24 protein-coding genes and 1 pseudogene are annotated in these 26,065 nt (G+C 36.0%); 18 read left to right on the forward strand and 7 right to left on the reverse strand.

The genetic code is table 11. The annotated features are described in order from the left end of the window. Positions 1-3 precede the first annotated feature (3 nt). From acnA to AC3IS5_RS10355, 4 genes are all read left to right on the forward strand, one after another. The gene (gene acnA, locus AC3IS5_RS10340) at positions 4-2,709 is read left to right on the forward strand and encodes an aconitate hydratase AcnA (RefSeq protein WP_489427728.1); all 2,706 of its coding nucleotides are present in this window, start codon (positions 4-6) and stop codon (positions 2,707-2,709) included. A 158-nt stretch (positions 2,710-2,867) separates the two neighbouring features. After that, entirely contained in the window at positions 2,868-4,877 is a 2,010-nt protein-coding gene (locus tag AC3IS5_RS10345) for a M14 family zinc carboxypeptidase (RefSeq protein WP_489427856.1), read from the forward strand. Between the two features lie 143 nt (positions 4,878-5,020). Then, a complete protein-coding gene (locus AC3IS5_RS10350) occupies positions 5,021-5,446 on the forward strand; it encodes an acyl-CoA thioesterase (RefSeq protein WP_489427729.1) in 426 nt (141 codons plus the stop codon). Continuing rightward, the gene (locus tag AC3IS5_RS10355) at positions 5,446-5,742 is read left to right on the forward strand and encodes a hypothetical protein (RefSeq protein WP_489427730.1); all 297 of its coding nucleotides are present in this window, start codon (positions 5,446-5,448) and stop codon (positions 5,740-5,742) included. The genes AC3IS5_RS10350 and AC3IS5_RS10355 overlap by 1 nt, the downstream gene beginning before the upstream one ends. Positions 5,743-5,785: 43 nt before the next feature. On the opposite strand, the gene AC3IS5_RS10360 is transcribed toward AC3IS5_RS10355, so the two are convergent. Both AC3IS5_RS10360 and plsY read right to left on the reverse strand, forming a co-directional pair. Next, a complete protein-coding gene (locus AC3IS5_RS10360) occupies positions 5,786-6,082 on the reverse strand; it encodes a HesB/YadR/YfhF family protein (RefSeq protein WP_489427731.1) in 297 nt (98 codons plus the stop codon). Between the two features lie 21 nt (positions 6,083-6,103). Next, entirely contained in the window at positions 6,104-6,706 is a 603-nt protein-coding gene (plsY, locus tag AC3IS5_RS10365; RefSeq protein WP_489427732.1) for a glycerol-3-phosphate 1-O-acyltransferase PlsY, read from the reverse strand. Positions 6,707-6,961: 255 nt separating this feature from the next. Between plsY and parE the strand changes: the two genes are divergently transcribed. The 5 genes from parE to AC3IS5_RS10390 all read left to right on the forward strand — a co-directional run bounded on the left by parE (position 6,962) and on the right by AC3IS5_RS10390 (position 13,136). Continuing rightward, positions 6,962-8,914 (forward strand): DNA topoisomerase IV subunit B, encoded by a 1,953-nt coding sequence (gene parE / locus AC3IS5_RS10370; RefSeq protein ID WP_489427857.1) that lies wholly within the window; start codon positions 6,962-6,964, stop codon positions 8,912-8,914. Next, on the forward strand, positions 8,911-11,337 hold the full coding sequence (gene parC / locus AC3IS5_RS10375) for a DNA topoisomerase IV subunit A (protein WP_489427733.1): 2,427 nt from the start codon (positions 8,911-8,913) through the stop codon (positions 11,335-11,337). The genes parE and parC overlap by 4 nt, the downstream gene beginning before the upstream one ends. Positions 11,338-11,400: 63 nt before the next feature. Further along, positions 11,401-11,721 carry a hypothetical protein gene (locus tag AC3IS5_RS10380; protein WP_489427734.1) on the forward strand — a complete coding sequence of 107 codons (321 nt, stop codon included), beginning with the start codon at positions 11,401-11,403 and terminating at the stop codon, positions 11,719-11,721. Further along, complete coding sequence (locus AC3IS5_RS10385; protein ID WP_489427858.1) at positions 11,722-12,609, forward strand: MFS transporter; 888 nt, start codon at positions 11,722-11,724, stop codon at positions 12,607-12,609. It abuts the gene before it with no gap. A 92-nt stretch (positions 12,610-12,701) separates the two neighbouring features. Further along, entirely contained in the window at positions 12,702-13,136 is a 435-nt protein-coding gene (locus AC3IS5_RS10390; protein ID WP_489427735.1) for a flavoprotein, read from the forward strand. Positions 13,137-13,248: 112 nt separating this feature from the next. Here AC3IS5_RS10390 and AC3IS5_RS10395 read toward each other — a convergent pair whose 3' ends face one another. Then, positions 13,249-13,674 carry a DUF4871 domain-containing protein gene (locus AC3IS5_RS10395; protein ID WP_489427736.1) on the reverse strand — a complete coding sequence of 142 codons (426 nt, stop codon included), beginning with the start codon at positions 13,672-13,674 and terminating at the stop codon, positions 13,249-13,251. Positions 13,675-13,891: 217 nt separating this feature from the next. On the opposite strand from AC3IS5_RS10395, the gene AC3IS5_RS10400 reads away from it, so the two are divergent. Both AC3IS5_RS10400 and AC3IS5_RS10405 read left to right on the forward strand, forming a co-directional pair. After that, positions 13,892-14,458 (forward strand): hypothetical protein, encoded by a 567-nt coding sequence (locus AC3IS5_RS10400; RefSeq protein ID WP_489427737.1) that lies wholly within the window; start codon positions 13,892-13,894, stop codon positions 14,456-14,458. Positions 14,459-14,520: 62 nt separating this feature from the next. Beyond that, a complete protein-coding gene (locus AC3IS5_RS10405; protein WP_489427738.1) occupies positions 14,521-15,135 on the forward strand; it encodes a hypothetical protein in 615 nt (204 codons plus the stop codon). A 638-nt stretch (positions 15,136-15,773) separates the two neighbouring features. Here the strand turns inward: AC3IS5_RS10405 and AC3IS5_RS10410 are convergent. After that, positions 15,774-15,998 (reverse strand): hypothetical protein, encoded by a 225-nt coding sequence (locus AC3IS5_RS10410; RefSeq protein ID WP_489427739.1) that lies wholly within the window; start codon positions 15,996-15,998, stop codon positions 15,774-15,776. 228 nt (positions 15,999-16,226) lie between these two features. Between AC3IS5_RS10410 and AC3IS5_RS10415 the strand changes: the two genes are divergently transcribed. The 4 genes from AC3IS5_RS10415 (at position 16,227) to AC3IS5_RS10430 (ending at position 19,026) form a co-directional block, all read left to right on the forward strand. After that, a complete protein-coding gene (locus AC3IS5_RS10415; protein ID WP_489427740.1) occupies positions 16,227-16,709 on the forward strand; it encodes an RrF2 family transcriptional regulator in 483 nt (160 codons plus the stop codon). Between the two features lie 31 nt (positions 16,710-16,740). Beyond that, positions 16,741-17,685 carry an LLM class oxidoreductase gene (locus tag AC3IS5_RS10420; protein WP_489427741.1) on the forward strand — a complete coding sequence of 315 codons (945 nt, stop codon included), beginning with the start codon at positions 16,741-16,743 and terminating at the stop codon, positions 17,683-17,685. A 105-nt stretch (positions 17,686-17,790) separates the two neighbouring features. Continuing rightward, complete coding sequence (locus AC3IS5_RS10425; protein ID WP_489427742.1) at positions 17,791-18,018, forward strand: DUF896 domain-containing protein; 228 nt, start codon at positions 17,791-17,793, stop codon at positions 18,016-18,018. A gap of 15 nt (positions 18,019-18,033) precedes the next feature. Then, complete coding sequence (locus AC3IS5_RS10430; protein ID WP_489427743.1) at positions 18,034-19,026, forward strand: MsnO8 family LLM class oxidoreductase; 993 nt, start codon at positions 18,034-18,036, stop codon at positions 19,024-19,026. A 182-nt stretch (positions 19,027-19,208) separates the two neighbouring features. Here AC3IS5_RS10430 and AC3IS5_RS10435 read toward each other — a convergent pair whose 3' ends face one another. The 3 genes and pseudogenes from AC3IS5_RS10435 to AC3IS5_RS10445 all read right to left on the reverse strand — a co-directional run bounded on the left by AC3IS5_RS10435 (position 19,209) and on the right by AC3IS5_RS10445 (position 22,851). Continuing rightward, on the reverse strand, positions 19,209-20,501 hold the full coding sequence (locus AC3IS5_RS10435; RefSeq protein ID WP_489427744.1) for a dicarboxylate/amino acid:cation symporter: 1,293 nt from the start codon (positions 20,499-20,501) through the stop codon (positions 19,209-19,211). Between the two features lie 354 nt (positions 20,502-20,855). Next, positions 20,856-21,542 (reverse strand): annotated as a pseudogene (locus AC3IS5_RS10440) (cation:dicarboxylate symporter family transporter). Between the two features lie 259 nt (positions 21,543-21,801). Next, complete coding sequence (locus tag AC3IS5_RS10445; protein ID WP_489427745.1) at positions 21,802-22,851, reverse strand: DctP family TRAP transporter solute-binding subunit; 1,050 nt, start codon at positions 22,849-22,851, stop codon at positions 21,802-21,804. A gap of 96 nt (positions 22,852-22,947) precedes the next feature. On the opposite strand from AC3IS5_RS10445, the gene AC3IS5_RS10450 reads away from it, so the two are divergent. The 3 genes from AC3IS5_RS10450 to AC3IS5_RS10460 all read left to right on the forward strand — a co-directional run bounded on the left by AC3IS5_RS10450 (position 22,948) and on the right by AC3IS5_RS10460 (position 25,896). Continuing rightward, positions 22,948-24,543 carry an ATP-binding protein gene (locus AC3IS5_RS10450; protein WP_489427746.1) on the forward strand — a complete coding sequence of 532 codons (1,596 nt, stop codon included), beginning with the start codon at positions 22,948-22,950 and terminating at the stop codon, positions 24,541-24,543. A gap of 15 nt (positions 24,544-24,558) precedes the next feature. Next, the gene (locus AC3IS5_RS10455) at positions 24,559-25,242 is read left to right on the forward strand and encodes a response regulator (protein WP_489427747.1); all 684 of its coding nucleotides are present in this window, start codon (positions 24,559-24,561) and stop codon (positions 25,240-25,242) included. Between the two features lie 102 nt (positions 25,243-25,344). Beyond that, positions 25,345-25,896 (forward strand): hypothetical protein, encoded by a 552-nt coding sequence (locus AC3IS5_RS10460; protein WP_489427748.1) that lies wholly within the window; start codon positions 25,345-25,347, stop codon positions 25,894-25,896. The last annotated feature ends 169 nt before the right edge of the window (positions 25,897-26,065 follow it).

Genomic DNA, 26,065 nt, shown 5'->3' on the forward strand with positions numbered 1-26,065 from the left:
CCTATGGCAATCAAAAACTTGCATAACAGCCGTGCTTCATTCGATGTAAATGGTAAACAGTATAACTTCTACCGTTTAGCTGCTATCGAAGAAGCTGGTATCGCAAAAGTATCACGCCTTCCTTATTCAATCAAAGTATTATTAGAATCTGTTTTACGTCAATATGACGGCTATGTAATCAAAGAGAATCATGTTGATCAATTAGCAAAATGGGGCGCAGATGTAGACCCTAATGCTGAAGTTCCTTTCAAACCATCACGCGTAGTATTACAAGATTTCACTGGTGTACCAGTAGTAGTTGACTTAGCTTCTCTACGTTCTGCTATGAAAGAAATGGGCGGAGACGCTAACGAAATTAACCCTGCAATTCCAGTTGACCTTGTAATTGACCACTCAGTACAAGTTGACAAATACGGTACTGCAACAGCTTTACAAGCTAACATGGACCTTGAATTCGAGCGTAATGCTGAGCGTTACAACTTCTTGAAATGGGCTCAAACAGCTTATGACAATTTCCGTGCTGTACCTCCAGCAACTGGTATCGTTCACCAAGTAAACCTTGAGTATTTAGCTCCTGTTGTACACGTGAATGAAAACGCTGACGGAACTTTTGAAACATTCCCAGATTCAGTGGTTGGTACTGACTCACATACTACAATGATCAATGGTATCGGCGTACTTGGATGGGGTGTAGGTGGTATTGAAGCTGAAGCAGGTATGTTAGGTCAACCTTCATACTTCCCAGTTCCAGAAGTTATCGGTGTTAAATTAACAGGCGAACTTCCAAACGGAACTACAGCTACTGACTTAGCTCTAAAAGTAACTCAAGTACTACGTGCTAAAGGTGTAGTAGGTAAATTCGTTGAGTTCTTCGGTCCTGGGATCCCTCAATTACCATTAGCTGACCGTGCAACAATTTCAAACATGGCTCCAGAATATGGTGCTACATGTGGTTACTTCGCAATTGACGAAGAATCGTTAAACTATATGCGTTTAACTGGACGTGACGAAGAGCACATCCAAGTTGTTGAAAAATACTTAAAAGAAAACAACATGTTCTTTGACCCTGAATTAGAACCAGTTTACACTGACGTTGTTGAAATTAACCTTGCTGAAATCGAGCCTAACTTATCAGGTCCTAAACGTCCGCAAGATTTAATTCCACTTTCAAACATGAAAAAACGTTACCACGAAGTAGTTGTAGCTCCTTCTGGTGTACAAGGTTTCGGTTTAACTGAAAAAGAATTCGAAAAAACTGCAACTGCTAAATTCGCTGAAGGCGATGTAGAAATTCCTGCAGGTGCTGTAGCAATCGCTGCAATCACTTCATGTACAAATACATCTAACCCTTACGTATTAATCGCTGCTGGTTTAGTAGCTAAAAAAGCTGTTGAAAAAGGTTTAACTGTTCCTAAATGGGTTAAAACTTCATTAGCACCAGGTTCAAAAGTTGTTACTGGATACTTAAACGATTCTGGTCTAACTTCTTACTTGGACGAAATCGGTTTCAACACAGTAGGTTACGGCTGTACTACATGTATCGGTAACTCAGGTCCATTACTTCCTGAAATCGAAGAAGCGATTACTTCAAATGATTTATTCGTAACTTCTGTACTTTCAGGTAACCGTAACTTCGAAGGTCGTGTACACCCACTAGTTAAAGCTAACTACCTAGCATCACCACCACTTGTTGTTGCTTATGCATTAGCTGGTACTGTAGATGTAGATCTTCAAAATGATTCATTCGGTAAAGACAAAGATGGCAACGATGTATTCTTCGCTGATATCTGGCCTTCAACTGAAGAAATCAACAAAGTTCTTAACAAAGTTGTAACTCGTGATCTATTCCAAAAAGAATATGCTCGCGTATTCGATGAGAACGAAAAATGGAATGAAATTGAAACATCAACTGATTCTCTATACACATTTGATGAAAAATCAACTTACATTCAAAACCCACCATTCTTCCAAAACCTTGCACCAAAACCAGAAGACATTAAAGGACTTTCTGGCTTACGTGTACTTGCGAAGTTCGGTGACTCTATCACAACTGACCACATCTCTCCTGCAGGTGCGATCGGTAAAGATACACCAGCTGGTCAATACTTACGTGCTAACGGTGTAGAACCACGTAACTTCAACTCTTACGGTTCTCGTCGTGGTAACCACGAAGTTATGATGCGCGGTACTTTCGCTAACATCCGTATCCGTAACCAAGTTGCTCCAGGTACAGAAGGTGGTTACACTACTTACTGGCCAACAGGCGAAGTTGAGTACATTTACGATGCAGCTATGAAATACGCTGAAAATGGCACTGGTTTAGCTGTACTTGCTGGAAAAGATTACGGTATGGGTTCTTCACGTGACTGGGCTGCGAAAGGTACTAATCTTTTAGGCGTTAAAACAGTTATCGCTGAATCTTACGAACGTATTCACCGTTCAAATCTAGTAATGATGGGTGTTCTTCCATTACAATATGTTGATGGACAAAACGCTGAATCTCTAGGCTTAACTGGTAAAGAAGAAATCTCTGTTAATATCGCTGAAGGTGTTAAACCTCAAGATATCTTAACTGTTACTGCTAAAGCTGAAGACGGTTCTGTTAAAGAATTCAAAGCTCTTGCACGTTTCGACTCAGAAGTAGAAGTAGACTACTACCGTAACGGTGGTATCCTACAAATGGTACTTCGTAACAAATTAACAAAATAAGTTTGGTTTGATTCTTTAAGAGTTTTCCTTTCTTGTATACATGTGTAGCGTATCTTATTAGTATGCTACACATGTATTTTTCTGTTTCGATATGGAATATAAAGGATTTTTTGAGTCAAATTGAGAAAAAAATAGTAGAGGTGTACCAATTGGAATTTATGAAAAAGAAAAGTCTTCAACTTTTCGGGTCTTCACTTGCCTTCATTCTTGCTCTTAATGTGCCATTTGCATACTTAAATACAGTTCATGCAGCACCATCAGAGCAACAACAAGAGGACAATGAGGAAGCTGAAATAGATGAGACAGTTGTACCACAAGAAGTAATTACAATAGAAGAAACATTAGATCAAGACGAATCCGAAATACAAGAAAAACAACCATCTGTAGAAACTCCAGAAAATACTGAAGCAAATGAAGAAGAAACGATTGTAGAATCACCAGAGGTTATATATACATATGTAACAGTGAATGCAAACAGTTTATTATTCGCACCAAATAACACTACAAAAGCTTTGTTACAATTAAATGATTCATCAACCATTTATCATGTGAATCCTACAGATAACGCAAATTGGTATGAATTATCAATTGGGCAAAGTAAATATTGGATTGCACGTGAAAACCTGAGTGAAGCAAACAAAGAAGTTGTTGTACCTGAAGTGAAAAAGACTGTAAGTATAACGACTAAAAAATCCTTTAAAATTTATAACAAGCCAAGTACAACTTCGACAGTTTTAGCGAAAGGCTCACAAGCAACGAAGTTAAAAACTATCAATATTGTCGACAATTACTTCATTGTAAACGTAGGAAATCAAACAGGTTATATCGCATTTAAAGATGTCGAATTATCATTTAAATCATCAGATAAGGTCGAAGTTGCTAACAAATCTGTGACACTATATACAGTCACAAATAGTAAGTTCAAAAAAATCGGTACATTAACAAAAGGTGCTATTTTTAAACCGACAAAAACAACTAGTAAGTACCATTACATTAAGAAAAGTGGCAAACAATATGCCATTCCAATTGCTGGCACTATGCCTACAAAGAAGGCAAGTTCTTTAGCCACGCTGAAATCAGCAACATATCCAATCACTTTATATGCAGAAAAAACCTCAGCTGTGTACAATCAAAATGGTATCAAAATTGGTTCTTTAAACAAAGGACAAACTGTACATTTAAAGGGTATATCTAAAGGTCACGGTATAATTGAATATTTAGGCCAATCTGGGTATGTCGATTTAGCTAATTACTATCACAAAAACATTGTTAATCCGACAAAAAACGTCACGCATAAAGCATACTCGTACTATGTGAAAGTTTTCGCTAAATTGTATCCTGAATTTACATCTCTAGAGAAAATTGGTGAATCTGTCGAGGGAAGAGCAATCTATGCGTTAAAAGTAGGGAATGGTAAGAAAGAAATCTTAGTAGATGCAGCCATTCATGCTCGTGAACATATGACTACAAATGTAGTAATGGAAATGATAGATAACTACTCTTATAGCTACAACAAAAAGACAAGCTTTGCAGGTTATAATGTACGTCAAACCCTTGATACAACAAGCATTTGGTTTGTACCAATGATTAATCCGGATGGTGTGACATTAGTACAAAACGGTATAAATAGTATGGCAAATAAGAATCTGATTAAGCAGATCAATAAAAGCTCAAATTACAAACGTTGGAAAGCTAATGCTCGCGGTGTCGATTTAAATCGAAATTTCGATGGTGAATGGAAATACGTCCCTTTTACGTCAAAAACCTATAAAGGTTACAAAGGTCCCCGTGTATTCTCAGAACCTGAAGCGCAAGCACTAAAAGCTTTTGTCGAACGTCATAAATTTAAGTCCGATATTTCATATCACTCATCTGGTCAAATTCTATATTGGTTTAACTTCCAAAATAGCGCTAACTATAAGCGTGATTTAGCATTAACACGTCAAATTAGTCGTGTAACTGGGTATTCAATCATCCCACCTCTTTATGTACGAGGTAGTGGATCTTCTGCTGATTGGTTTATCTTGTCACAGAAAAAGCCTGGTATTACAGTTGAAATTGCACCATATGCAGGTGAAGGTCCAGTATCCCATAAACATTGGGATAATGTATGGAAGAAAAACAAATCAATTGGTTTGTTAGCATCAAAAGAAGCTAGTAAACGATAACAAAAAGGCGAAGCTAATGGCTTCGTCTTTTTGTTATAGAGGGATAAAATTTTAATAGTTTGATGTCGAATTACGCTGTATATAAGGCTTTTATGAGTAATTTCAGTTAGACTTCTGTATAATAGAGTTATGAGGTGAAATAAATGTTTGTTAGTAATAAAGAGATAGAAATCCGTTATGCGGAAACAGATCAAATGGGTGTGGTATATCACTCAAATTATATCATTTGGCTCGAATTAGGTCGTACACAGTTAATCCGTGATCTAGGATTTTCAGTGACCCAACTTGAAGCAGACGGCTATGTATCGCCAGTGATGGATATTTCCATTCAATACAAAGCTGCGATGAGATATGGTCAAGTTGCGACAGTTCGAACTTGGATTGAATCCCACGGGAAGTTACGTACAGTATATGGCTATGAGGTTCTTCATGAAGATGGCACTGTAGCGGTAACAGCAACTTCAGAACATATTTTAGTGAAAAAAGAAAGTTTTAGACCGGTTTCTTTAGGAAAAGTAGACCCTATATGGGATAGAAAATATAAAGAAATTGAAAGAAAAGAAGCTTAATGGCATTAGGTGTCACTAGAGCCGAGCTGGAATTATGGAAAAAGCGCGTGACCGCTGGTGAAATCGCTTTTCTTACGCATTATTGGAAGGACGAGCGTTTCCCAGGTTGTAAAACTGTGACAAAAGCAGGTTGTGCTGACGTCGAAAAACTCATCAAATGGGGAGCAAACTATGGTTTAAAACCTGAGTGGATCGATTATAAGCATTACCCTCATTTCGACCTTTTTGGCGACTTTGAACGCCGGATTTTATTGGATGAAGGACAATTACAGCAGTACAATCGCTTTTATGCATAACAAAAGCATGGCGCACTTGGCGCCATGCTTTTCGTTTGTTTAATTAAGCTTCGTTTGTATAATCATATTTAATCTCATTAAGTGTTTCATCCACCAATATGTGTAGATCGTGATTGTCGAAAAACCACAAATCATCTTCTTCGATGTAGAAAAGTGTTTTATTCTTTTTAACTTGAACTGCAGGATTCGTAGACTGTTCACGATTCATACCAAGTGAAAAACCTTCATGGAAAGGGCTAGACCCACCGTAGCGAGCATAAAAACGAATTTGGTCCCCATCTTCTAAATCCATTTCTTTTTCAAACCATTCTAGTGCTTCATCAGATACGATAATTTTCATGCGATGTACACTCCTTGTAGTTTACAACCATTTAACCTTAGGCTCAGTGCCTGCTTTAATACGTACAATGTTCGAACGATGTCTGTAAAAAATAAAGACAGCTAATATTGTAATGATAATTAATAAAAAATAGTCTTGCTCAAAGAACGTATATATAATAGCATAAACAAAAGCTACTACAGAAGCAAACATAGAAGAAAAGCTGACCATTTTGGATACTTTTAAGCAAAGTATGAATGCTATAAATAAGATGATGAAAATTGGCCAATGGTAACCTAGTACTACACCAGCTGATGTGGCTACCGCTTTACCGCCACGGAATTTTGCGAATACAGGGAACATATGACCAATAACTGCAACTGCTCCAGCAATCAATGGATGAATGCCACTATCTGCAAAGTAAGCAAGTGTTGGTAATAACGTCGCTATCGTTCCTTTTAAGATATCCATAAGTGTTACGACAATACCTGCTTTTTTACCAAGAATTCGGAAGGTATTCGTTGCACCAAGATTTCCGCTACCGTGTTCGCGGATATCGGTTTTATAAAATAATTGACCGATCCATAAACCTGAAGGAATTGAACCTATCAAGTATGTCAAAATGATTAATAGAATCATATTCATAAAAAAACTCCTTCTTATTTTAGTAGTTGGTACTAATAGTTTATCATAATACTATATTAGTACACAATATACTCATCTTCTTAGATTAATATCTTATTCTTATTTTGCTTTAGATTCAACGTATTGGTACAATAAACTCTATATGAAATTAAATTACCGCTTGTTGACAGTAAAAGAGAAAGTGCGTAATATAATTTTAAGTGGAACGGGTGTTTGTATTTAGGGGGAATTTTTTTGACAGATAAACAAACAGTCATGTCTTACAATGATGATGCGATACAAGTACTAGAAGGATTAGAAGCTGTTCGTAAACGTCCGGGTATGTATATCGGTTCAACTGATAGCCGAGGATTACATCATCTTGTTTATGAAATTGTCGACAATGCAGTCGATGAAGCATTAGCCGGCTTTGGTTCACATATCATTGTGAAAATTCACGAGGATCAAAGTATAAGTGTACGTGACTACGGTCGAGGCATGCCAACAGGTACGCATAAAACAGGTAAACCAACACCGGAAGTTATTTTTACCATTCTGCATGCAGGTGGTAAATTTGGACAAGGTGGTTACAAAACAAGTGGAGGATTGCACGGTGTAGGTGCTTCCGTAGTAAATGCACTATCCTCATGGCTTGAAGTCACTATTCACCGTGACGGCACAAAATATAGAATGCGCTTTGAAAATGGTGGTAAACCCGCTACTACATTAGAGAAAATAGGTACAACAAAAGAATCGGGAACATGTATACATTTCCTACCAGATGACACTATATTTTCAGCGACAAAGTATAATTTTGACACCCTTGCGGAACGGTTACGAGAATCTGCCTTTTTATTAAAAGGCTTAAAAATCGAGCTAATTGAAGAACAAACAGGCAATCATGAAACGTATCATTACGAAAACGGTATCGAGGCATTCGTTGCATACTTAAACGAAGAAAAAGACGTTCTACACCCAGTCAAGTATGTTGAAGGATCACAAGACGAAATTGCAGTCGAATTTGCGTTCCAATTCAACGATGGCTATTCAGAAACAATTTTATCTTTCGTTAACAACGTTCGTACTCGTGACGGGGGCACACATGAAACCGGTGCCAAGGCAGCCATGACGCGTGTATTCAATGAATATGCACGTAAAATAGGCTTACTAAAAGAAAAAGACAAAAACTTAGACGGCTCAGATATTCGTGAAGGCTTAGCGGCTATTATTTCCGTTCGTATCCCTGAAAACTTACTACAGTTTGAAGGACAAACGAAAGGAAAGCTAGGTACTAGTGAAGCGAGAAGTGTCGTCGATTCAGTTGTGTCTGAGAAATTACTTTACGTGTTAGAAGAAAACGCTGAACTAAGTGCTTCCCTTGTACGTAAAGCAATTCGTGCGCAACAAGTGCGTGAAGCAGCGCGTAAAGCACGTGAAGACGCTCGTAACGGTAAGAAAAACAAAAAATCGAGTGCACTATTATCTGGAAAGCTAACTCCAGCACAGTCTCGTAACGCTGCTAAAAACGAATTATATCTTGTCGAAGGTGATTCTGCGGGCGGTTCAGCAAAACAAGGCCGTGACCGTACATTCCAAGCGATTTTGCCATTGCGTGGTAAAGTCATCAACACTGAAAAAGCAAAACTACAAGATATCTTAAAAAATGAAGAAATCGCTACGATTATTCATGCTGTTGGTGCAGGAGTAGGAGCTGACTTCACTATTGATGATGCTGCATATGATAAAGTCATCATCATGACCGATGCCGATACAGATGGTGCCCATATCCAAGTCCTATTACTGACATTCTTCTATCGCTATATGAAACCGTTAATTGAAGCGGGTAAAGTATATATTGCACTACCACCACTTTATAAAGTTTCAAAAGGGGTAGGTAAAAAAGAAGTATTGGAATATGCTTGGACTGAAAAAGATTTACAACAAGCGATTGATAAAATTGGTAAAGGCTATATTATACAGCGCTATAAAGGTCTCGGTGAGATGAATGCCGACCAATTATGGGATACAACAATGAATCCAGAAACAAGAACATTAATCCGTGTTAAAATCGACGATGGTGCGCGAGCTGAACGCCGTGTTACAACGCTAATGGGCGATAAAGTAGAGCCACGTCGTAAATGGATAGAATCAAACGTTGATTTTGGTCTAGAAGAAGACTCCAATATTCTTGACAATGAATTCATTCAAAATGAGGAGGACCAAGTATGACACAGACCGAAAGTTATCAAGATTTACCACTAGAAGAAGTCATCGGCGATCGGTTTGGTCGATACAGTAAGTACATCATTCAAGATCGTGCCTTACCTGATGCTCGTGACGGTTTAAAACCCGTACAACGCCGTATATTATATGCAATGTTTATGGGAGGTAATACACATGATAAACCCTTCCGTAAATCAGCGAAAACAGTAGGTAACGTAATCGGTAATTACCACCCACATGGTGATAGTTCTGTTTATGAAGCTATGGTACGTATGAGTCAAGACTGGAAAGCGCGTCATATGCTAATTGAAATGCATGGTAATAACGGTTCTGTAGACGGTGATTCAGCGGCTGCAATGCGTTATACAGAAGCGCGTCTATCTCCTATTGCAGCAGAAATGCTTCGTGATATTCAAAAAGAGACAGTAGATCTTGTACCAAACTTTGATGACCAAGACATGGAGCCGACGGTATTGCCTGCTAGATTCCCAAATCTGCTAGTTAACGGCTCTACTGGTATATCCGCGGGTTACGCAACAGATATTCCTCCACATGCATTACAAGAAGTATTAGACGCTGTTTTAATGCGTTTGAAAAACCCAAATGCAACTGTTGATGAGCTTATGACCGTTATAAAAGGTCCAGATTTTCCAACCGGCGGTATTATCCAAGGTGTGGAAGGTATTAAAAAAGCATATGAAACAGGTAGAGGGAAAATTATTGTTCGCGCAAAAGCAGAAATTGAAGAGCTTAAAGGTGGCAAGGAGCAAATCGTTGTCACTGAATTACCATATGACGTTAATAAAGCAAATTTAGTCAAGAAAATTGATGAAATGCGTTTAGATAAACGTCTTGAAGGAATTGCAGAAGTACGTGACGAATCAGATCGTACAGGTTTACGAATGGTCATTGAACTTAAAAAGGAAGTTCCAGGGAAACCAATTCTGCAATATTTATATAAAAACACAGACCTTCAAATTACGTATAACTTTAATATGATTGCGATTTATAAACGTCGTCCAACGATGATGACTTTGCCATTATTATTAGATGCATATATCGATCATCAAAAAGAAGTAGTAACAAGACGTTCTCAATTTGACTTGAAAAAAGCGAAAGATCGCTTACATATCGTAGAAGGTTTAATGAAGGCATTATCAATTTTAGATGAAGTTATTCATACAATCCGTCAGTCAAAAGATAAAAGAGATGCTAAAAACAACTTGATGTTAAAATTCGGATTCACAGAAATTCAAGCTGAAGCAATTGTTTCATTACAGCTATATCGTTTAACTAATACCGATATTACGGAATTACGTGAGGAAGAAGAAGAACTAAAAGCGAAAATTGCTGAATTACAAAGCATTTTAGAAAGCGAAGCAAAACTAATTAGTGTTATTAGAAAAGAACTTCAAGATGTACGTAAACGTTTTGCTGAACCACGTCGCTCAATTATTGAAGCTGAAATTGAAGAAATAAAACTGAATTTAGAAGTTTTAATTCCAAGTGAAGAAGTTGTTGTGACCGTTACTAAAGACGGTTATGTAAAACGTACGAGTCAGCGTTCTTACAATGCTTCGAATGGCAAAGACTTTGCAATGAAAGATTCCGATCATTTATTGTACGAAGCCCAAATCAATACACAACAACATCTATTGCTATTTACTAGCAAAGGACATTATATTTATCAACCTGTACATGAGCTACCAGATATACGTTGGAAAGACTTAGGTCAGCACATCTCAAGTATTGTGCCAATTGATTCGGACGAAGTCATCATCAATGCACGAGGAGTAGAAACATTTGACCCGGATGTATTTGTTATGACAATCACTAAAGGTGGACAAATTAAACGATCACCACTGAATGAATACGTCGTTTCACGTTATTCAAAACCAATTAAAACAATGAACGTGAAAAAAGGTGACGAAGTAATTTATGCGGATCTCGTGTCGATTACAGATGAAGTCATCTTGACTACTCATTTCAGTTATTCCGTTCGATTCCCAATGGAAGATGTACCTGTTACTGGTGTTAAAACTGCTGGCGTTAAAGCCATTAACTTAAAAGAAGAAGATTTCATTGTAGCGGCAAATATAATCCCGGAAAATGATAATGGTGATTTAATGCTTGTTACACATCGTGGCGCAGTGAAGAAAATGGCTGTCTCTGAAATTGAAGTGAGCGGTCGTCCAAAACGCGGAGTTGTAACCGTCCGTGAATTGAAAAAGAATCCACACCGCGTCTTTACCGTCATTTATGTTCATAAAGGTGACGTTTTACTTGTAGAAACTGAAAAAGGTGTTCAAGAGCAAGTACATGAAGATAATTATCGTAATGCAGATCGTTACTCAAATGGTTCGTTTGTAGTTGATATTGATACTGACGGTGAACTTACAAGAGTTGTAAAAATGAAGCCTACAAAATAATATACGTTACTTTACAGGAAGAAAGGAGCTCATAGTAGCTCCTTTCTTTTTAAGGAGAAGAATATGTGGAAAAATCGGAATGTTTGGATTGTTTTAATCGGTGAACTAATTGCAGGACTTGGATTATGGGCAAGTATAATTGGTAATCTAGAGTTCATGCAAGAAAAAGTACCTTCTGACTTTGTTAAGTCACTTATTCTATCAAGTGGTTTACTAGCTGGTGTGATGATGGGGCCATTAGCTGGACGTGTCATCGATCAATCCCGTAAAAAAACTGTGTTAATTTACTCGAGTGTTGGGCGTGTTGTAAGTGTTGTCTTTATGTTTATAGCATTAGCAACGGGATCTATTTGGTGGATGGTTGTCTTCTTAGTACTTTTATAAATTTCTGCCTCTTTTTATTTTCCGGCACTTCAAGCTACTTTACCATTAATTGTTGGTGAAAAGGATTTATTGCAATTAAATGGTTGGGATATGAATGTTTCTACAGTTGCTCGTGTTGCAGGGACCGCCTTAGCGGGTTTGATATTAGTATATTCGGCTATAGGTACACTTTATTTGCTCTCATTCGTCGCGTATATTGCATTACTCTTGTTTACTTTTATGTTAAAAATCCCTGAGGAGAACCCTCAAAAAACCGCTCAATCTGAAGGGAGTACTAAAAAGGGAAGTGGTTATAAAGAAGTATTTCCAATGCTACAAGCTAATCTGGGTGTGAAAATGACGTTTATTTTATCATTTATACCTCTCTTATTTTTAGGTTCATTTAATCTATTAGCCATTAAGATAAGTGAATTTCAAGATTCGTCGATGATTAAAGGGATGATTTATACTGTTGAGGGTATTTCCTTTATGATCGGTTCTTTTGCCATCAAATATATTGGGGACAAATGGAGGATAGAGCAAATCTTATTTGTTTGTCTCATTGTCATTGGAAGTGGGGAAATGCTGTTGTATTTTGCAGGAAGTTCGTTCATGACATTAATAACATTTGCACTCTTCGGATTCTCCTTAGGTTGCTTCTTCCCAACAGTGATGACAATATTTCAAAAACAAGTGCCAAAAGAATATCACGGACGCTTCTTTTCTTTCAGAAATATGCTAGAGCGAATTATGTTTCAAATTGTCTTATTGTCCACAGGCGCTTTACTAGATTTTATTGGCCTGCAATTCATGGTATTGGTATTCGGCGCTATTAGCGTATTGACAACGACCTATTATTGGGTACAGATGAGACGTGTTGGAGTTCAGATTGAAGCGGAGCAAATATAGCAAAAGTAAAAATTAATTCTCTATATTTAAAAGGATTTTTTCTTTTTTCATAGAATTTTTGAAGAAGACTACAATCTGTAAGGAGGATTACTTTGCCGCAAACATTTAGACAGTTTTTAGATAGCTATTTAGAGATTTGGAGAACATGTTCATTTAAAGAGATGAAAGCACTCATTTCCAAAGACTATCAAGCACGAGAGATTACTCAAAATGGGATAGTTGATTATGGTTATAGTGAATCACTAGAAGGTTGGACTCAGGGGTTTAATTTTGTGAAAAGTAAGGACGCAAAATGGGATGTTAGAGAAATAGGCATAGTTCCTTTGGGAAAAGATGAGTGCATAGCCATACTATCCGCAACGATTCTTCTTGATGGTCAAAGTCCCCTGCCAGCTAATCTATTTTTTGAAACTTTCCGCTTTGAGAACAATGGTTGGAAACATGTTAGAAGTTACACTCAAACTGGTGTACCTGTTGAACAATTGAATGGTTTGTCTATTAATAGAACTACTGTAATGACTGAATAACAAGATAAGTGTGAATGAGGGTATTAAAAAAAGCATTTCTGTTGAAATGCTTTTTTAATTCAAATTACGTTCAGTAATGTAGTGCCAATCATTTATTTCTTTTCGTGCACCTTTACATATACAGTACCAAACAAGTTGTCATCAAAAAAGCATCCATTTTCCACATACCACTTTCCGGTAGTGACATATTAGATGGTATACTCATATCAGCACCGTTATGTGGTTTTACAGTATTTTTGCCCCCAATTAATACAATTGGATCACCACCATTTTCATGGGTAGCTAATACTTTTAATGGACGTTCTAGCTCTTCCTTCGAACCCCAAAAATGCCACATATACTTTTGAGTTTTATCTGGATAAAACTTAACTACTTCACTATCATCGTATATAAAGCCAAGTTTTCCTTTTTCACCAATCATCGTATATCCACCAGATTCAAATAAAGAACTTTCTTGCCAAACATCCTTCTTATTACAACCAATAATTGTTAAGATAGTGAATATAACAAAGATCATAATTAAACTCTTTTTTAGCACTAATTTTCTGCCTCCCTCATTTGATAATTATATTCTCTTCTAAGTTATGAAAACCTTTAATTTCCATTTTTATTTACAAACAGAACTCGTATAGTCGGGAATTTAATGTTTACTCTGTTACTTCAAAAGATCTCTCTTATAAAATTATAATTGAATAATTTATCGAACTATGAAATTATTGTTAAAGATAATAAATAATTTATAAAGAGAGGTTTATATGAAGAAAAAAACAAGAATTAATGTTTGGGTATGTGTGGCAATCCTTTTTTTAATAGGTGTAAATTGGTTTTACCCTTATTCTTTTCTTAGTGTTCAAAAGACACTTTCATTTGATGCTGATAATATTGTTATTGAAGCATACACGGAAGAATTAAATGATTTTGCAAAAAACTATGAAATGGGTCCTGAATTTAATTTAACTACGGAACGCACACAATATATTCTTCAAATGTATGAACAAGAGTGGTTAATAAGTAAAAAGCCTGTAAAGTTGAATATGAATGACTTGGAAGCCATCATAATGGAGGTAAAAGAAACAAGAGAGATATTGCTTGAGTTAGCTTTTCGAGAAACTTATTCACATGAAACAAAGGAGTATCTAAAAGCAAGTATACAAAGTTGCTTAGCTCTTGAAGAAAGAATACGGTATTTGCAAAATTCTCGAAATAATTCTAGAAGTACTCTAACTAGACAATTTAATAATCTTCAAGGGGAGTTTATTTCTAACTTCGATTTATATACGACCTTCTACCAATCATATAAAAGCGATTTGCAAGATAAGTAGCCATCTCGATGAAGGCATCATGATATATTCCGGAAAAAGTTCTAAAAGGAGTTGAGAATAAAATGGACTATGAATACTACAATAACCCTGAAACTTGGATTGGTGGTTTTTATGAGTTCTCGATGGAATATTATCCTTCGGGTGATAGTAAAAGGCTCAATGTAGCTCTCAACGCATTATGTAATAGTGTATTTATTAAAGGTATGTGGAAAGACAAAGGGGATTACCCAAAACAACCAATGTCTTTACCAATACATATAGAAGATCAAAGTAATAGTAAATTTTATGGAACATTATCTCTTTCAAAAGGTATTGAATTACCTTGTGTTATTTTTGTTACAAGAATAGAGAATGAGTCAGACTGGTTAGACATCGCTATACCACAGGCATCATTTGAAAAGCTATTTCCATATAAATATCCTCTTACATATGAGTTAAACCCATGGTTGAACAATATTGATGAGATATATACGCAATTAGCAGAAGCCATATACGCCAATTCACCATTTAATTTGGCCATGATAGGTGAAGAAATTACAGGTTATACAAATCAAGAAGAGATAACTATTAAAATCGTTAAAAATATCACTTGTATACTTCCAGACCAGTTGCAAAGACAACTAGGACTTGAAGGGGAAGGAACAGAATTGTCAAACAAACTTAGAATGTTTAAATGAACAATTCCCCAAGTGGGTGGGCACTATGGAAGGCATTAATAACATACACAGGAAATAAAAATGCTAACAAAGCTATAGTAGAAGAATCATTAAGAGATAGATATAGCAAAAATTAGTTTTTCCATGGAAGTACAAGCTAGATCTTGTTCCTTCCTACGAATCAATCGAATAGAAGTGGTGATGTAATGAAGACAATTCTACAAGCAATTTTTTGTTCACTGTTAATAAATATAATACTTTTTATCAGTACCTTTGGATGGGAATATATTAAATCAAAATTCTACAAGCCTGAAATCTTAAACGAATATGACCTTGTGCTTCAAGGGGATGTAGTATTCGCTTTTATAGGTTCTGGTTCCCCACTTGTCTTTTTAGGTCTCTGGTTTATTGGAATAACCATATTATGTGGCTTCATTATCATATTGATAAAAAAATATATTAAGCCTTATTTTAAAACACGTAGTATGTAATGATAAAAAAATAAAGTAAAGCCTTCATGAAACAACTACAAGTGCAATAAATTATTGCTTCAATTATCTAAATAAAAGGGAAATGTACTATTGGGATATTCTTAGATACTTTTCAAGAAAATTACATACTAGTTTGGAAGCCTGATTCCAATACTACAATAACTTAACTCAAAAACTTGATATTGAAACAACTAAAAAAGCATCTCCATCGGAATAGTGTTCTCCCTGGAAATGCTTTTTGTGTTTATGAAATTGAACTTGTAATTTGTCTTTTTTCGTTTTTGTTGTTCTTGTATGTGTGCTAAAAGCAACTTCTCCGCGTTGTGTTGTTACATCTTTGCCTAAATTACGTAATACATGCTGTCTACGACGTTTTGCTTTTGAAATAGCCAAATGGTATCACTCCTTCTTTGAATTGCCTTTAGCATACACGAAGAGAGGGATAGAAGCAATACATAAAGCATCTAACACCGTATTTTAATTGTACGAAATACAATTAGGTAACTCTTAGTTAGAGCCAATTAGTTTACTTTATTGTAGACTTCAATTAATATTATCTAATTGCGACAAACATTATCCAAGTTAGACTATATTGAAAAAATAGAAAAAAGAGGTGATATTATGCAAATGAAAAAAGGAGTTGAACAGTCTATCTCGGCTATTCTTATACTCAATCTATTGCCTGATAAAGCAGTGTTACCAGGGGAAGCCATTAGTGAACAGTTGGGGACTTCTGTCACTTATTTTAGGAAGTTACTAAGAAAACTCGTATGCGCAGATTTAATCATGTCAGTGCCTGGTGTAAAGGGTGGCTTCCGTTTAAATAAAAAACCTGAAGACATTCGAATCTATGATATTTACCTTGCTATCGAGGGTCAGCAATCGCACTTTGCATCAAGTGATGTACTTGATGATGTATTGAATTTAAATAAGAAAGACAGTTGTCGTTTGATTACAGAAATCATGGATGAAGCTGAAACGGCATGGCAGTCAGTTTTGAAGAACAAAACCATTGCGAAGTTATCAGAAGAATTACAACACGAACGTTTTGCAAAAGAAGTTGAGATGTTACAACAATGGGTGAAAGATAAGATGGTTTTATAAGACCTAGACACCCTTTTTGGAGGAAGTAAGTATGAATCATTTTCAGACACATCAAGGATTTTCCCATTCCTTTAAGGAAAACCGATTAACACTCGGTTTAGCGTTTCCTTTAGAGGCGTATACAGGGAGCACTCCTCAAATGGATATCGAAGAGCAAATAAAGCTAGCGAAACAAGCAGAAGATTACGGATTTGCTGCGTTATTTGTGCGAGATGCCCCGATATATGATCCGAACTTTGGTGACGTCGGCTTTCTATATGATCCGCTAATGTTTTTAACATATGTCGCAGCGAATACAAAAACGATTGCACTTGGAACGGCAAGCATCGTGACACCGTTGCGAAATCCACTGCATTTAGCAAAATCAGCGGCAACATTAGATCAATTGTCAAATCAACGTTTCTTGTTTGGCACGGCGACAGGGGATCGTCCGATTGAGTTCCCAGCCTTTAAAGTAGAGTCTAAGAATCGATCAGCCCTTTATCAAGAGAGTATTTCCGTTATGAAAACCGTGTGGAAAGAGACATTTCCCCAAATTCAAACTGAACACGTTGCATTGACACATGGCGATGTTGTACCTAAGCCTGCTTTACAGGATATACCTGTATTTGGGACAGGTTATTCAGGACAGACATTAGAATGGTTAGCAAAGAATACAGATGGCTGGCTCTTCTATCCACAAGATGTAACAAGTCAGCGCACCTTAATTCAAAAATGGCGCCATGCTACTGACACGTTTAAGCCATTTATCCAGCCAGTCACGATTGATTTATCTGCCAACCCCAATGAAGCACCAAAACCAATTCAAGGCGGCTTCCGAGCAGGTCGAAATTTTATCGTGGATTATCTTTCTGCATACGAAGCAGCAGGTGTTAATCATATTATGTTTGGATTGAAATATAGTCAGCGTCCTGCTGCAGAAGTCATTCAGGAGTTAGGTGAATTTGTTGTTCCAAAGTTCCCGGCTATTAAGTAAAAACTCACCTACTAACGTTTTATCGAAATTAGAGCATTTCGTCATTAAATTAATAAGATTGATATAGTCAGTCGAATATTAAAAAAAGAGAAAAGAGATGAAAACATGATACCAAGTTTAAAGCGTATTAATGAACTAGCTAAAAAGCAACGTGAGAGTGAATTGACAGCTGCTGAAAAGGTAGAGCAACAAGTATTAAGAGAAGATTACTTACGTGAAATTCGAGGACAAGTACTTGAAACTTTCTCAGGGATGAAGGTAATGGATCCACTAGGAAACGATGTAACTCCAGAAAAATTACGTTCTGAAAGAAAAATTGAATCCAACAATTAAAGGGGAATTCTCACTATGAAATTAAGCGTATTAGACCAAGCACCTGTTACTGGGGGAAATGAAGAGAGAGATGCCGTTACAAAGGCGGTAGAACTGGGAGTACTTGCTGATGAACTAGGATATCATCGTATGTGGATGGCTGAACATCATAGCTCAAGGACTTTCGTCAGTGCAGCACCTGAAATTATCATTAGTCATATAGCATCGCGAACTAAGAATCTAAGAGTCGGTACAGGTGGGACTATGATGATGCATTACTCACCTTTAAAAATGGCTGAAGTATTTAAAACACTTAGTGCACTAACACCTGGACGTATTGATTTTGGCGTCGGGCGCGCACCAGGAGGCGATCAACTTTCGATATTAGCTTTATCGGAAGGTCGTCAGCCGATGTATCACAATATGTACGAGAAATTTGAAACGACCCTTCAATTAATTAATGATGAAGTACCTACAGAAGATTTGTATAAGCAAACAATTGCAGCACCATCAAGTATCGTATTACCCGAGGCATGGCTATTAGGTTCGAGTGGTAATAGCGCCTTAAAGGCTGGCTCTTATGGTGTAGGTTATTCCTTTGCGCAATTCTTTAACGGAATGATGTCGAAAGAGATTTTCGATACATATAGAAAAAGCTTTAAACCATCTGTCTATATGGAAAAATCCGAAATAAATGTTTGTTATATGGTGACGACTGCTGAAACGCGCGAAGAAGCTGAATTTGAAGCAGGACCCTATGATCTGTTTAGCTTATTCTTTATGCGCGGCCAGATTATACCAATGATGACGCCAGAAGAAGTACAAAATTATCAGTTGACGGAAATGGAGAAAATGCAAATTCAAGATAATCGAAGACGTCATCAGGTCGGTTCTGTAAAAGAAATTGCAAGCTTTTTGGAAGAAGAACAAGCTAAGTATGGTTTTGATGAAGCGATGATTTGTAGTATTCCGAATTCGCAAGAGAAGCGTTTAGACGTATATCGCTTATTAGCGCGTGAAATGTTATAAATAAATTGCGAATCCAGTTATTCTGACATGATAAATGGATGATTCCAATTATATTATTATTTTGGTGGTTTTCTATTTATGTTCTATTATTTGTAGTACATAAAGTTTACAGTACAATTAGCCGAAGTATTTCAAATTAAAAAATGTACATTACTAAATTTCTTAGTAATGTACATTTTTGTTTATTGAGTATTTAATTTTGATAGTACAGGAACATTTTGTACGGATGTCTCTGAACTTACTTTATTTTGAGCACCGGTTGGATCGAATTCATTTTCTGATTTTGCTACGATTACAGTTGCAACACCGTTACCGATTAAGTTTGTTACAGCACGAGCTTCAGACATGAAGCGGTCAACTCCAATTAATAATGCAATACCTTCTACTGGAATCATCGGGAAGGCAGCTAAAGTTGCAGCTAGAGTGATGAAGCCTGAGCCTGTTACACCTGCAGCTCCTTTAGACGTTAGCATCAACACCCCAAGTAACATAACTTGTTGCCAGATTGATAGAGGTACGTCATAAGCTTGTGCGATAAACATAGCAGCCATTGATAAGTAAATGGACGTACCATCAAGGTTAAAGGAATAGCCAGTTGGTACAACTAATCCAACTACTTGCTTCGAACATCCGTAGTTTTCTAGTTTCTTCATCATTGATGGTAATGCTGATTCAGAAGATGAAGTACCTATTACTAGGAAAATTTCATCTTTAATATAGGCGATAAATTTGAAAATACTAAAACCAAAGTATTTTGCAATCGCACCTAAGATTAGGACTATGAATAAGAACATTGTAATATAAACAGATACCATAAGAAGTCCTAAATTAAATAGTGCTTTAACACCGAAGTTTCCAATAGTATAAGCCATTGCACCGAATGCACCGATAGGAGAGAGCTTCATCACCATACCGATAATTTTAAAGAAGATTTCTGATGTTTGTTCAAATAATTTAATGACTGGTTTTGAAGCCTCTCCAAGTGAAGCAGAAGCAACACCAAACAAAATAGCACAGAATAGAACCGGTAGTAACTGTCCTGCTGCAAGAGATCCGAAGAAGTTATCCGGAATGATACTCATGATAAAACCAATTAAGCCTTCACTTTCAGCAGCTGCAGTTGTATATGCGGATACATCGCTGCCATCTGCTGCAGAAGTATCTAAGCCTTTGCCTGGTTGTACAAGATGAACGACTAGCAAACCAATAGCTAATGCAATCGTTGATACTACCTCGAAGTAAAGTAGTGCTTTCCCTCCGATTTTACCAACCTTTTTTAAATCACCCATATTCCCAATGCCGATGACAACAGTAAGGAAGATAATTGGTGCGATTAACATTTTAATCATTTTGATGAAAATATCTGCTAAAACTTTTAACTTAGCGCCAAATTCGGGGAACACTGCTCCTACGACTACACCAAGTAAAATGGCGATAATTACTTGTACAGTTAGGTTTTTAAAATTGATTCTCAAATGTGTACCTTCTTTCTATAATGTGTTTTGATATCGCTTTCATTGCTATTATCATAAATGTAAAGAAAACGTTTTCATATATTTTGGTGATAATGTTCTTTTCGGTCCTTTTGGTCTTTTTATTTTTCAAATATAAAAAAACCTTGCAAATGTATATAGGGCAAGGGTTTACGGGTTTTATCTTTAATCGAAAGCAATTATTTAATTTTTATAGTACAGAGAATAAAAAACATTATGTACTAGTACAGTATCTTGTTTCTTCAACAAAAAAGCCACCTGAGATAAACTCAAGTGGCTATATACGAAAGTCTTGTCTAGCAGATCGAGTGCTATTTAGGACATTTGTATACATAGTTAATGTGCAGTATTTTCAGAATCCAATTCCTTTTTATAACCGTTTGTTGGATCGAATTCATTTTCCATTTTCGCAACAACTACTGTTGCAACAGAGTTTCCGATAATATTCATAATCATGCTAATAATTTTAAAGAATATGTCTGCTACTTGTTCGAATAATTTAACAATCGGTTTTGCAGGGGTACCGATTGAAGCTGTAGCAACACCAAACAACACAGCACAGAATAATACAGGTAGTAGTTCACCAGCTGCTAGAGAACCAAAGAAATTCTCCGGGATAATACCCATGATAAAACTTGCGATGCCATGTTCAGATTCAGCAGCTTGTTTCGTAAATTGTGTAACATCACCTGCAGTTGCAGAAGAAGTATCTAACCCTTTACCTGGCTGGATAATATGTACAACGATTAAACCTATTGCTAGAGCAATAGATGACACGACTTCAAAATAGATTAATGCTTTACCACCGATTGATCCAACCTTTTTCAGGTTGCCCATTCCTCCTATGCCAATTACAACAGTAAGGAAGATAATTGGAGCAATTAACATTTTGATTAGTTTAATGAAAATATCAGCAAGTACTTTTAATTGAGACCCGAAAGTAGGGAACAATGCGCCTACTATAATACCAAGAATGATTGCGCAGATGACTTGAACTGTTAAGTTTTAAAAGTTAATTTTCATATGACTGGCCTTATTTGTAATTTTATTTGGTATCGCTTACAACGATTCCATCATAACGCTGTTGTAAAAGTTTTTAATGTTATGGTTTTAAAACTCTTTTTGGTCATATTGGTCTCGAATTGTGTTGAAACATAGATTCACTCCAAAATGCAGTCATATCAAGGGATAAGAAAAAGCCTTGGAAAATTCCAAGACTTAAAAAAACTTTAATACACAAATAAGAAAATCTTTTTGTACTAGTACAGTTGTGTAATTGTTATTATTTATTGTTAATTTCTTTTTCGATTTCTTGTAAAAAGGTACCGCTAACTTGACTACGATAGTCATCGTAAATCGGTTTAAAGAGTTTTTGCCATTTTTGTTGTTCGGCATTCGATAACGTATTGATATGAACATCAGACAATTGTTGTAAACTTTCTAAATCCTTATCATTCATTTGCTTCGAATGTTCAAAATTCCAAGCAGTAGCCTCATTAATTGCCTCTATTACTTTTTCCTGCAAATCGATTGGCAGACTATTATAAAAATCCTCATTCATCATAACAGCGTAACCAAGTATACCGTGATTTGAAATCGTTAAGTTCTTTTGTAGTTTATAAAAGCCCTTTGAATAAATGTTTGAAATTGTGTTTTCTTGTGCATTCAGTTCTTTTTTTTCTAGCTCTGTATATAGTTCATCAAATGAAGTTGCAATGGGGGTTGATTGAAATAAAGTGAATTGCTGTTGTAAAACCCTACTAGGCATGGCACGTACTTTAAGTCCCTTAAAATCTTCAGAGGTAAGTATTGGGTTGCCAGACGTCAGTATTTGCTTAAAACCATTATTCCAAAAAGCCAGTCCTTTAATATTATAGCGACCTAGTTGATTTAGTAATTGCTCTCCGAAAGGCCCTGTTAAAACTCGCTCTACATCATCTTCCGTATGAAAAAGGTATGGTAAATCAAGCACTGACCATGTTGGCAACGTGTTTGTCATTTTGGAAAACGATGGTGCAATCATTTCAACATCTCCATTTTCTAATGCATTTAATTCATTATTATCGTTATATAGCATACCGTTTGGATAGATCTCAACGCGGATACGGCCATCAGTTTTTTGCTCTAATAATTCAGCAAACTTTATAGCAGTTTGCCCTTTAGGTGTATTTTCCGCCACTATATGACTAAAATTGATAACGATTTGGTCATTTAACCCTCCTTGTTCTTCATCGATTGGTAGTGTCGAGTCTAAGCCGAATTGTTGTTGATAGCCGATGATACCAATAAGTACTATTAAAGTGATGATAGCTGTAGTAATATATAAACGCATTTATGTACTCCATAACATTCTGACTTTTTTCTTACATTCTAACATAGTTTCAAATGTTACAATGGAGTCATTCTATAAATTATTCAGGGGGGCGCGATGAAAAAAAAGCAAATTTCGATGAATAGCAAGATAATGTCGCTCACCTTTTTCCTCATCGTTTTTTCATTATTAGTTGCAGGTATTTTCGTACTCGGAAATATAATGAAAACTAAAGAAAAAGAGCTAGGTACCGAAGCAATGTTAATAGCTAGGACGGTCGGAAAGCTACCAGAAATAAGGGAGCAGCTTGATTCAAATAACTCGTTTGAAAAGAAATCAGCTACTATCAATCAAACCGTAGAAGGTATCCGTGTTATAAATAAGGCTGATTATATTGTTGTTTTAGATATGGAGCATAGAAGGTTATCACATCCTGTCAAAAGTATGATAGGACAGACATCTAATACAGTTGATGAGAATGCAGCTTTTGTTGAACATTATTATATTTCTAAAGCAAAAGGTGAAGTTGGTAATGTAGTGCGTGCCTTTGTTCCTGTTATGAGCGAAGAGCACAAACAAGTAGGCGTTGTAATCGTAGGTTATAGTCTACCAACTGTATTTGAGATTATTAAAAGCATTCGAAATGAAATTATTATAGCGACAATGCTGAGTCTCTTTTTTGGAGCATGGGGGGCATGGGTATTAGGACGTCATATGAAGAAACAGATGTTTGACTTAGAGCCTCATGAAATTGCACGACTTTATGTAGAGCGAACAGAAACATTTAATGCGATGCATGAGGGGATTATCGCGATTGATAAAGAAAACACAGTAACCATCTTCAACAAGAAGGCACGTCAAATTCTAGGTGTAGAAGGTGACGACTTTATCGGCAAGAAAATCTATCATATTTTACCTGATACACGTTTACCCGAAATTCTTGATTATAATGAACCTGTTTATAACAAAGAACTCTTCATTAATCAGCATAGTATTATGAGTAACCGAGTGCCAATAGAAGTGAATAATGAAACGGTCGGGGCTATAGCTATTTTCCAAGACCGTACCGAAGTGAATAAGCTTGCAGAAGAATTAACAGGGGTTCAAGAGTTTGTACAAGCACTTCGTATTCAAAATCATGAACACAAAAACAAAATGCATACTGTAGCAGGGCTATTACAGCTTGGGCACTATGATCAAGCTCTAGCTTATATAGTAAAAGTAAAAGAGCAACAAGATGATATTACGAACTTTTTAGATGAGCGGATTAAAAACCAAAATATCTCCGGTCTATTATTAAGTAAAATTAATCACGGTAAAGAACTTGGCATCGAAGTTGAAATCGATATGAATAGCCAACTGTCCTATTTACCAGAAAGTCTAGCATTCAATGATTTTGTAATCTTGCTAGGCAATCTAATTGAAAATGCATTTGATGCACTATTAAATGTAGAACGAGAAGAAAAACATGTCTTAATAAGTATCGATCAAGATGAACATACCTTATCTATTTTAGTAGAGGATAACGGGGCAGGTATTCCAAATGATAAACTGGAGCAAATTTTTCAAAATGGTTTTACAACAAAAGCTCAAAAAAATCACGGTATCGGGTTATACTTAATTGATGGAATTGTGAAAAAAGGAAACGGTACTATCGAAGTATCGAGTACACCTGGTGAAGGTACAAGCTTTTTCATCACTTTTTATTTGTAAAGGAGGGGCTTGAGTATGCTTCCCATTTCTGTGTTATTAGTAGAAGATGACCCAATGGTACGTCAAGTAAATCGCCAATTTATAGAGCGTGTCAAAGGGTTTCGCATAGTCGGTACTGCAGGAAATGGTATTGAAGGAATGAAACAGATTAAACAGTTGAAGCCAGATCTAGTCGTCATGGATATATTCATGCCAGAACAAGACGGCATTAAAACTCTGCAAAAGCTTCGTGAAAGTGATACAAAGGTGGATGTCATTACAGTAACAGCCGCTAACGATATGAAAACGATTCAACATGTGTTACAACTCGGAGTATTTGATTACATTATGAAACCATTTACATATGAACGCATTAAACACACTCTTGAAAATTACATGCACTTTAAAGAAAAAGTATCCAAAAAAAACGAATTGACTCAACGTGAACTAGATGAATTATTACATCATCAACAAAATACTAGAAAAGAACCGAACAACTTACCAAAAGGTTTAAACGGTTCTACTTTAGAGAAAATTGTTTCTTATATTGAAAAACAAGAAGCAGCCATTTCTGCTGAAGAAGTTGCCAATGGTGTAGGGCTTGCACGAGTCACAGCACGTCGTTATCTTGATTACTTAGAAAAACAGCAAAAAGTCGTCATCGATATTCAATACGGGGGCGTAGGTAGACCGGTTAATCAATATCGGATTATTCATTAATATGGTAATACCGCGATTAGTTGAATTTTAGGAACTGTTGAAATTCTACAATACTCACAAAAAGGCAGACCAGTAAGCGAAAAAATTAGAGTTGGTGATAGTATGTCAAGAAAAATAAATAAATTATTAAAAGCATTTCCAACTGAATTAAAGGAAGATGTGATTAGAGTTATAAGTATAATTGACCATTCAAACAAGCTAGACTTTTCATATGGTTTTGAGGTTAAGTTTAGTGGAAGAAAGTTGAATATTCCTAAACGCATATATATTAATGAACCTTCCTTATTGCAATACAACACATTAACAGATAGACAACAAGTAGTATTAAATTGTTTATTTACAAGGCATCATGATGGTTTTATTAGAGAAGAAAATTTAAAAAAGATAATTAATCAATGTAATGATTACAATTGGATAATTCCCTATATAATTCAGCTTACAGGGGAGTATGTAATCGAAATTTTACAAGTGATAAAAGATAATTTAGATAATATTGATAAGGCAATAACAACAGATTTTATTGCAGAAAATGCAACATATTATAATACAATTGAAAGTAGAGTAATCAGTTATTGGAATTGTTATTATCGAAGTAAATATCCAGCCATAACAGATTATGTAGGTTATGAAATCATTGAGTATTGCAATGCGTAAAGGATCTTTATATTGATCTTAAGTTTAATTAAATGGGGGATCCAATATTTTTTTGGAATCCCCCCTAATTTTATCTATAAATCCCAAATTCACTTCTCAAACTCAACTTCAAATGATAAAAATTCTCCTACCGATATTCAATTAATAATATATCCACCAAGGTGATACA

It is taken from the genome of Viridibacillus sp. KH_047 (assembly GCF_057838945.1).

Coding starts and splice junctions, on each gene's coding strand:
- AC3IS5_RS10450 (WP_489427746.1), top strand. CDS start 22,948: ATGAAAAAAAAGCAAATTTCGATGAATAGCAAGATAATGTCGCTCACC.
- AC3IS5_RS10430 (WP_489427743.1), top strand. CDS start 18,034: ATGAAATTAAGCGTATTAGACCAAGCACCTGTTACTGGGGGAAATGAA.
- parE (WP_489427857.1), top strand. CDS start 6,962: ATGTCTTACAATGATGATGCGATACAAGTACTAGAAGGATTAGAAGCT.
- AC3IS5_RS10360 (WP_489427731.1), bottom strand. CDS start 6,082: ATGAAAATTATCGTATCTGATGAAGCACTAGAATGGTTTGAAAAAGAA.
- AC3IS5_RS10350 (WP_489427729.1), top strand. CDS start 5,021: ATGTTTGTTAGTAATAAAGAGATAGAAATCCGTTATGCGGAAACAGAT.
- AC3IS5_RS10415 (WP_489427740.1), top strand. CDS start 16,227: ATGCAAATGAAAAAAGGAGTTGAACAGTCTATCTCGGCTATTCTTATA.
- AC3IS5_RS10425 (WP_489427742.1), top strand. CDS start 17,791: ATGATACCAAGTTTAAAGCGTATTAATGAACTAGCTAAAAAGCAACGT.
- AC3IS5_RS10380 (WP_489427734.1), top strand. CDS start 11,401: ATGTGGAAAAATCGGAATGTTTGGATTGTTTTAATCGGTGAACTAATT.
- AC3IS5_RS10460 (WP_489427748.1), top strand. CDS start 25,345: ATGTCAAGAAAAATAAATAAATTATTAAAAGCATTTCCAACTGAATTA.
- acnA (WP_489427728.1), top strand. CDS start 4: ATGGCAATCAAAAACTTGCATAACAGCCGTGCTTCATTCGATGTAAAT.
- plsY (WP_489427732.1), bottom strand. CDS start 6,706: ATGAATATGATTCTATTAATCATTTTGACATACTTGATAGGTTCAATT.
- AC3IS5_RS10400 (WP_489427737.1), top strand. CDS start 13,892: ATGAAGAAAAAAACAAGAATTAATGTTTGGGTATGTGTGGCAATCCTT.
- AC3IS5_RS10345 (WP_489427856.1), top strand. CDS start 2,868: ATGAAAAAGAAAAGTCTTCAACTTTTCGGGTCTTCACTTGCCTTCATT.
- AC3IS5_RS10455 (WP_489427747.1), top strand. CDS start 24,559: ATGCTTCCCATTTCTGTGTTATTAGTAGAAGATGACCCAATGGTACGT.
- AC3IS5_RS10355 (WP_489427730.1), top strand. CDS start 5,446: ATGGCATTAGGTGTCACTAGAGCCGAGCTGGAATTATGGAAAAAGCGC.
- AC3IS5_RS10420 (WP_489427741.1), top strand. CDS start 16,741: ATGAATCATTTTCAGACACATCAAGGATTTTCCCATTCCTTTAAGGAA.
- AC3IS5_RS10405 (WP_489427738.1), top strand. CDS start 14,521: ATGGACTATGAATACTACAATAACCCTGAAACTTGGATTGGTGGTTTT.
- AC3IS5_RS10445 (WP_489427745.1), bottom strand. CDS start 22,851: ATGCGTTTATATATTACTACAGCTATCATCACTTTAATAGTACTTATT.
- parC (WP_489427733.1), top strand. CDS start 8,911: ATGACACAGACCGAAAGTTATCAAGATTTACCACTAGAAGAAGTCATC.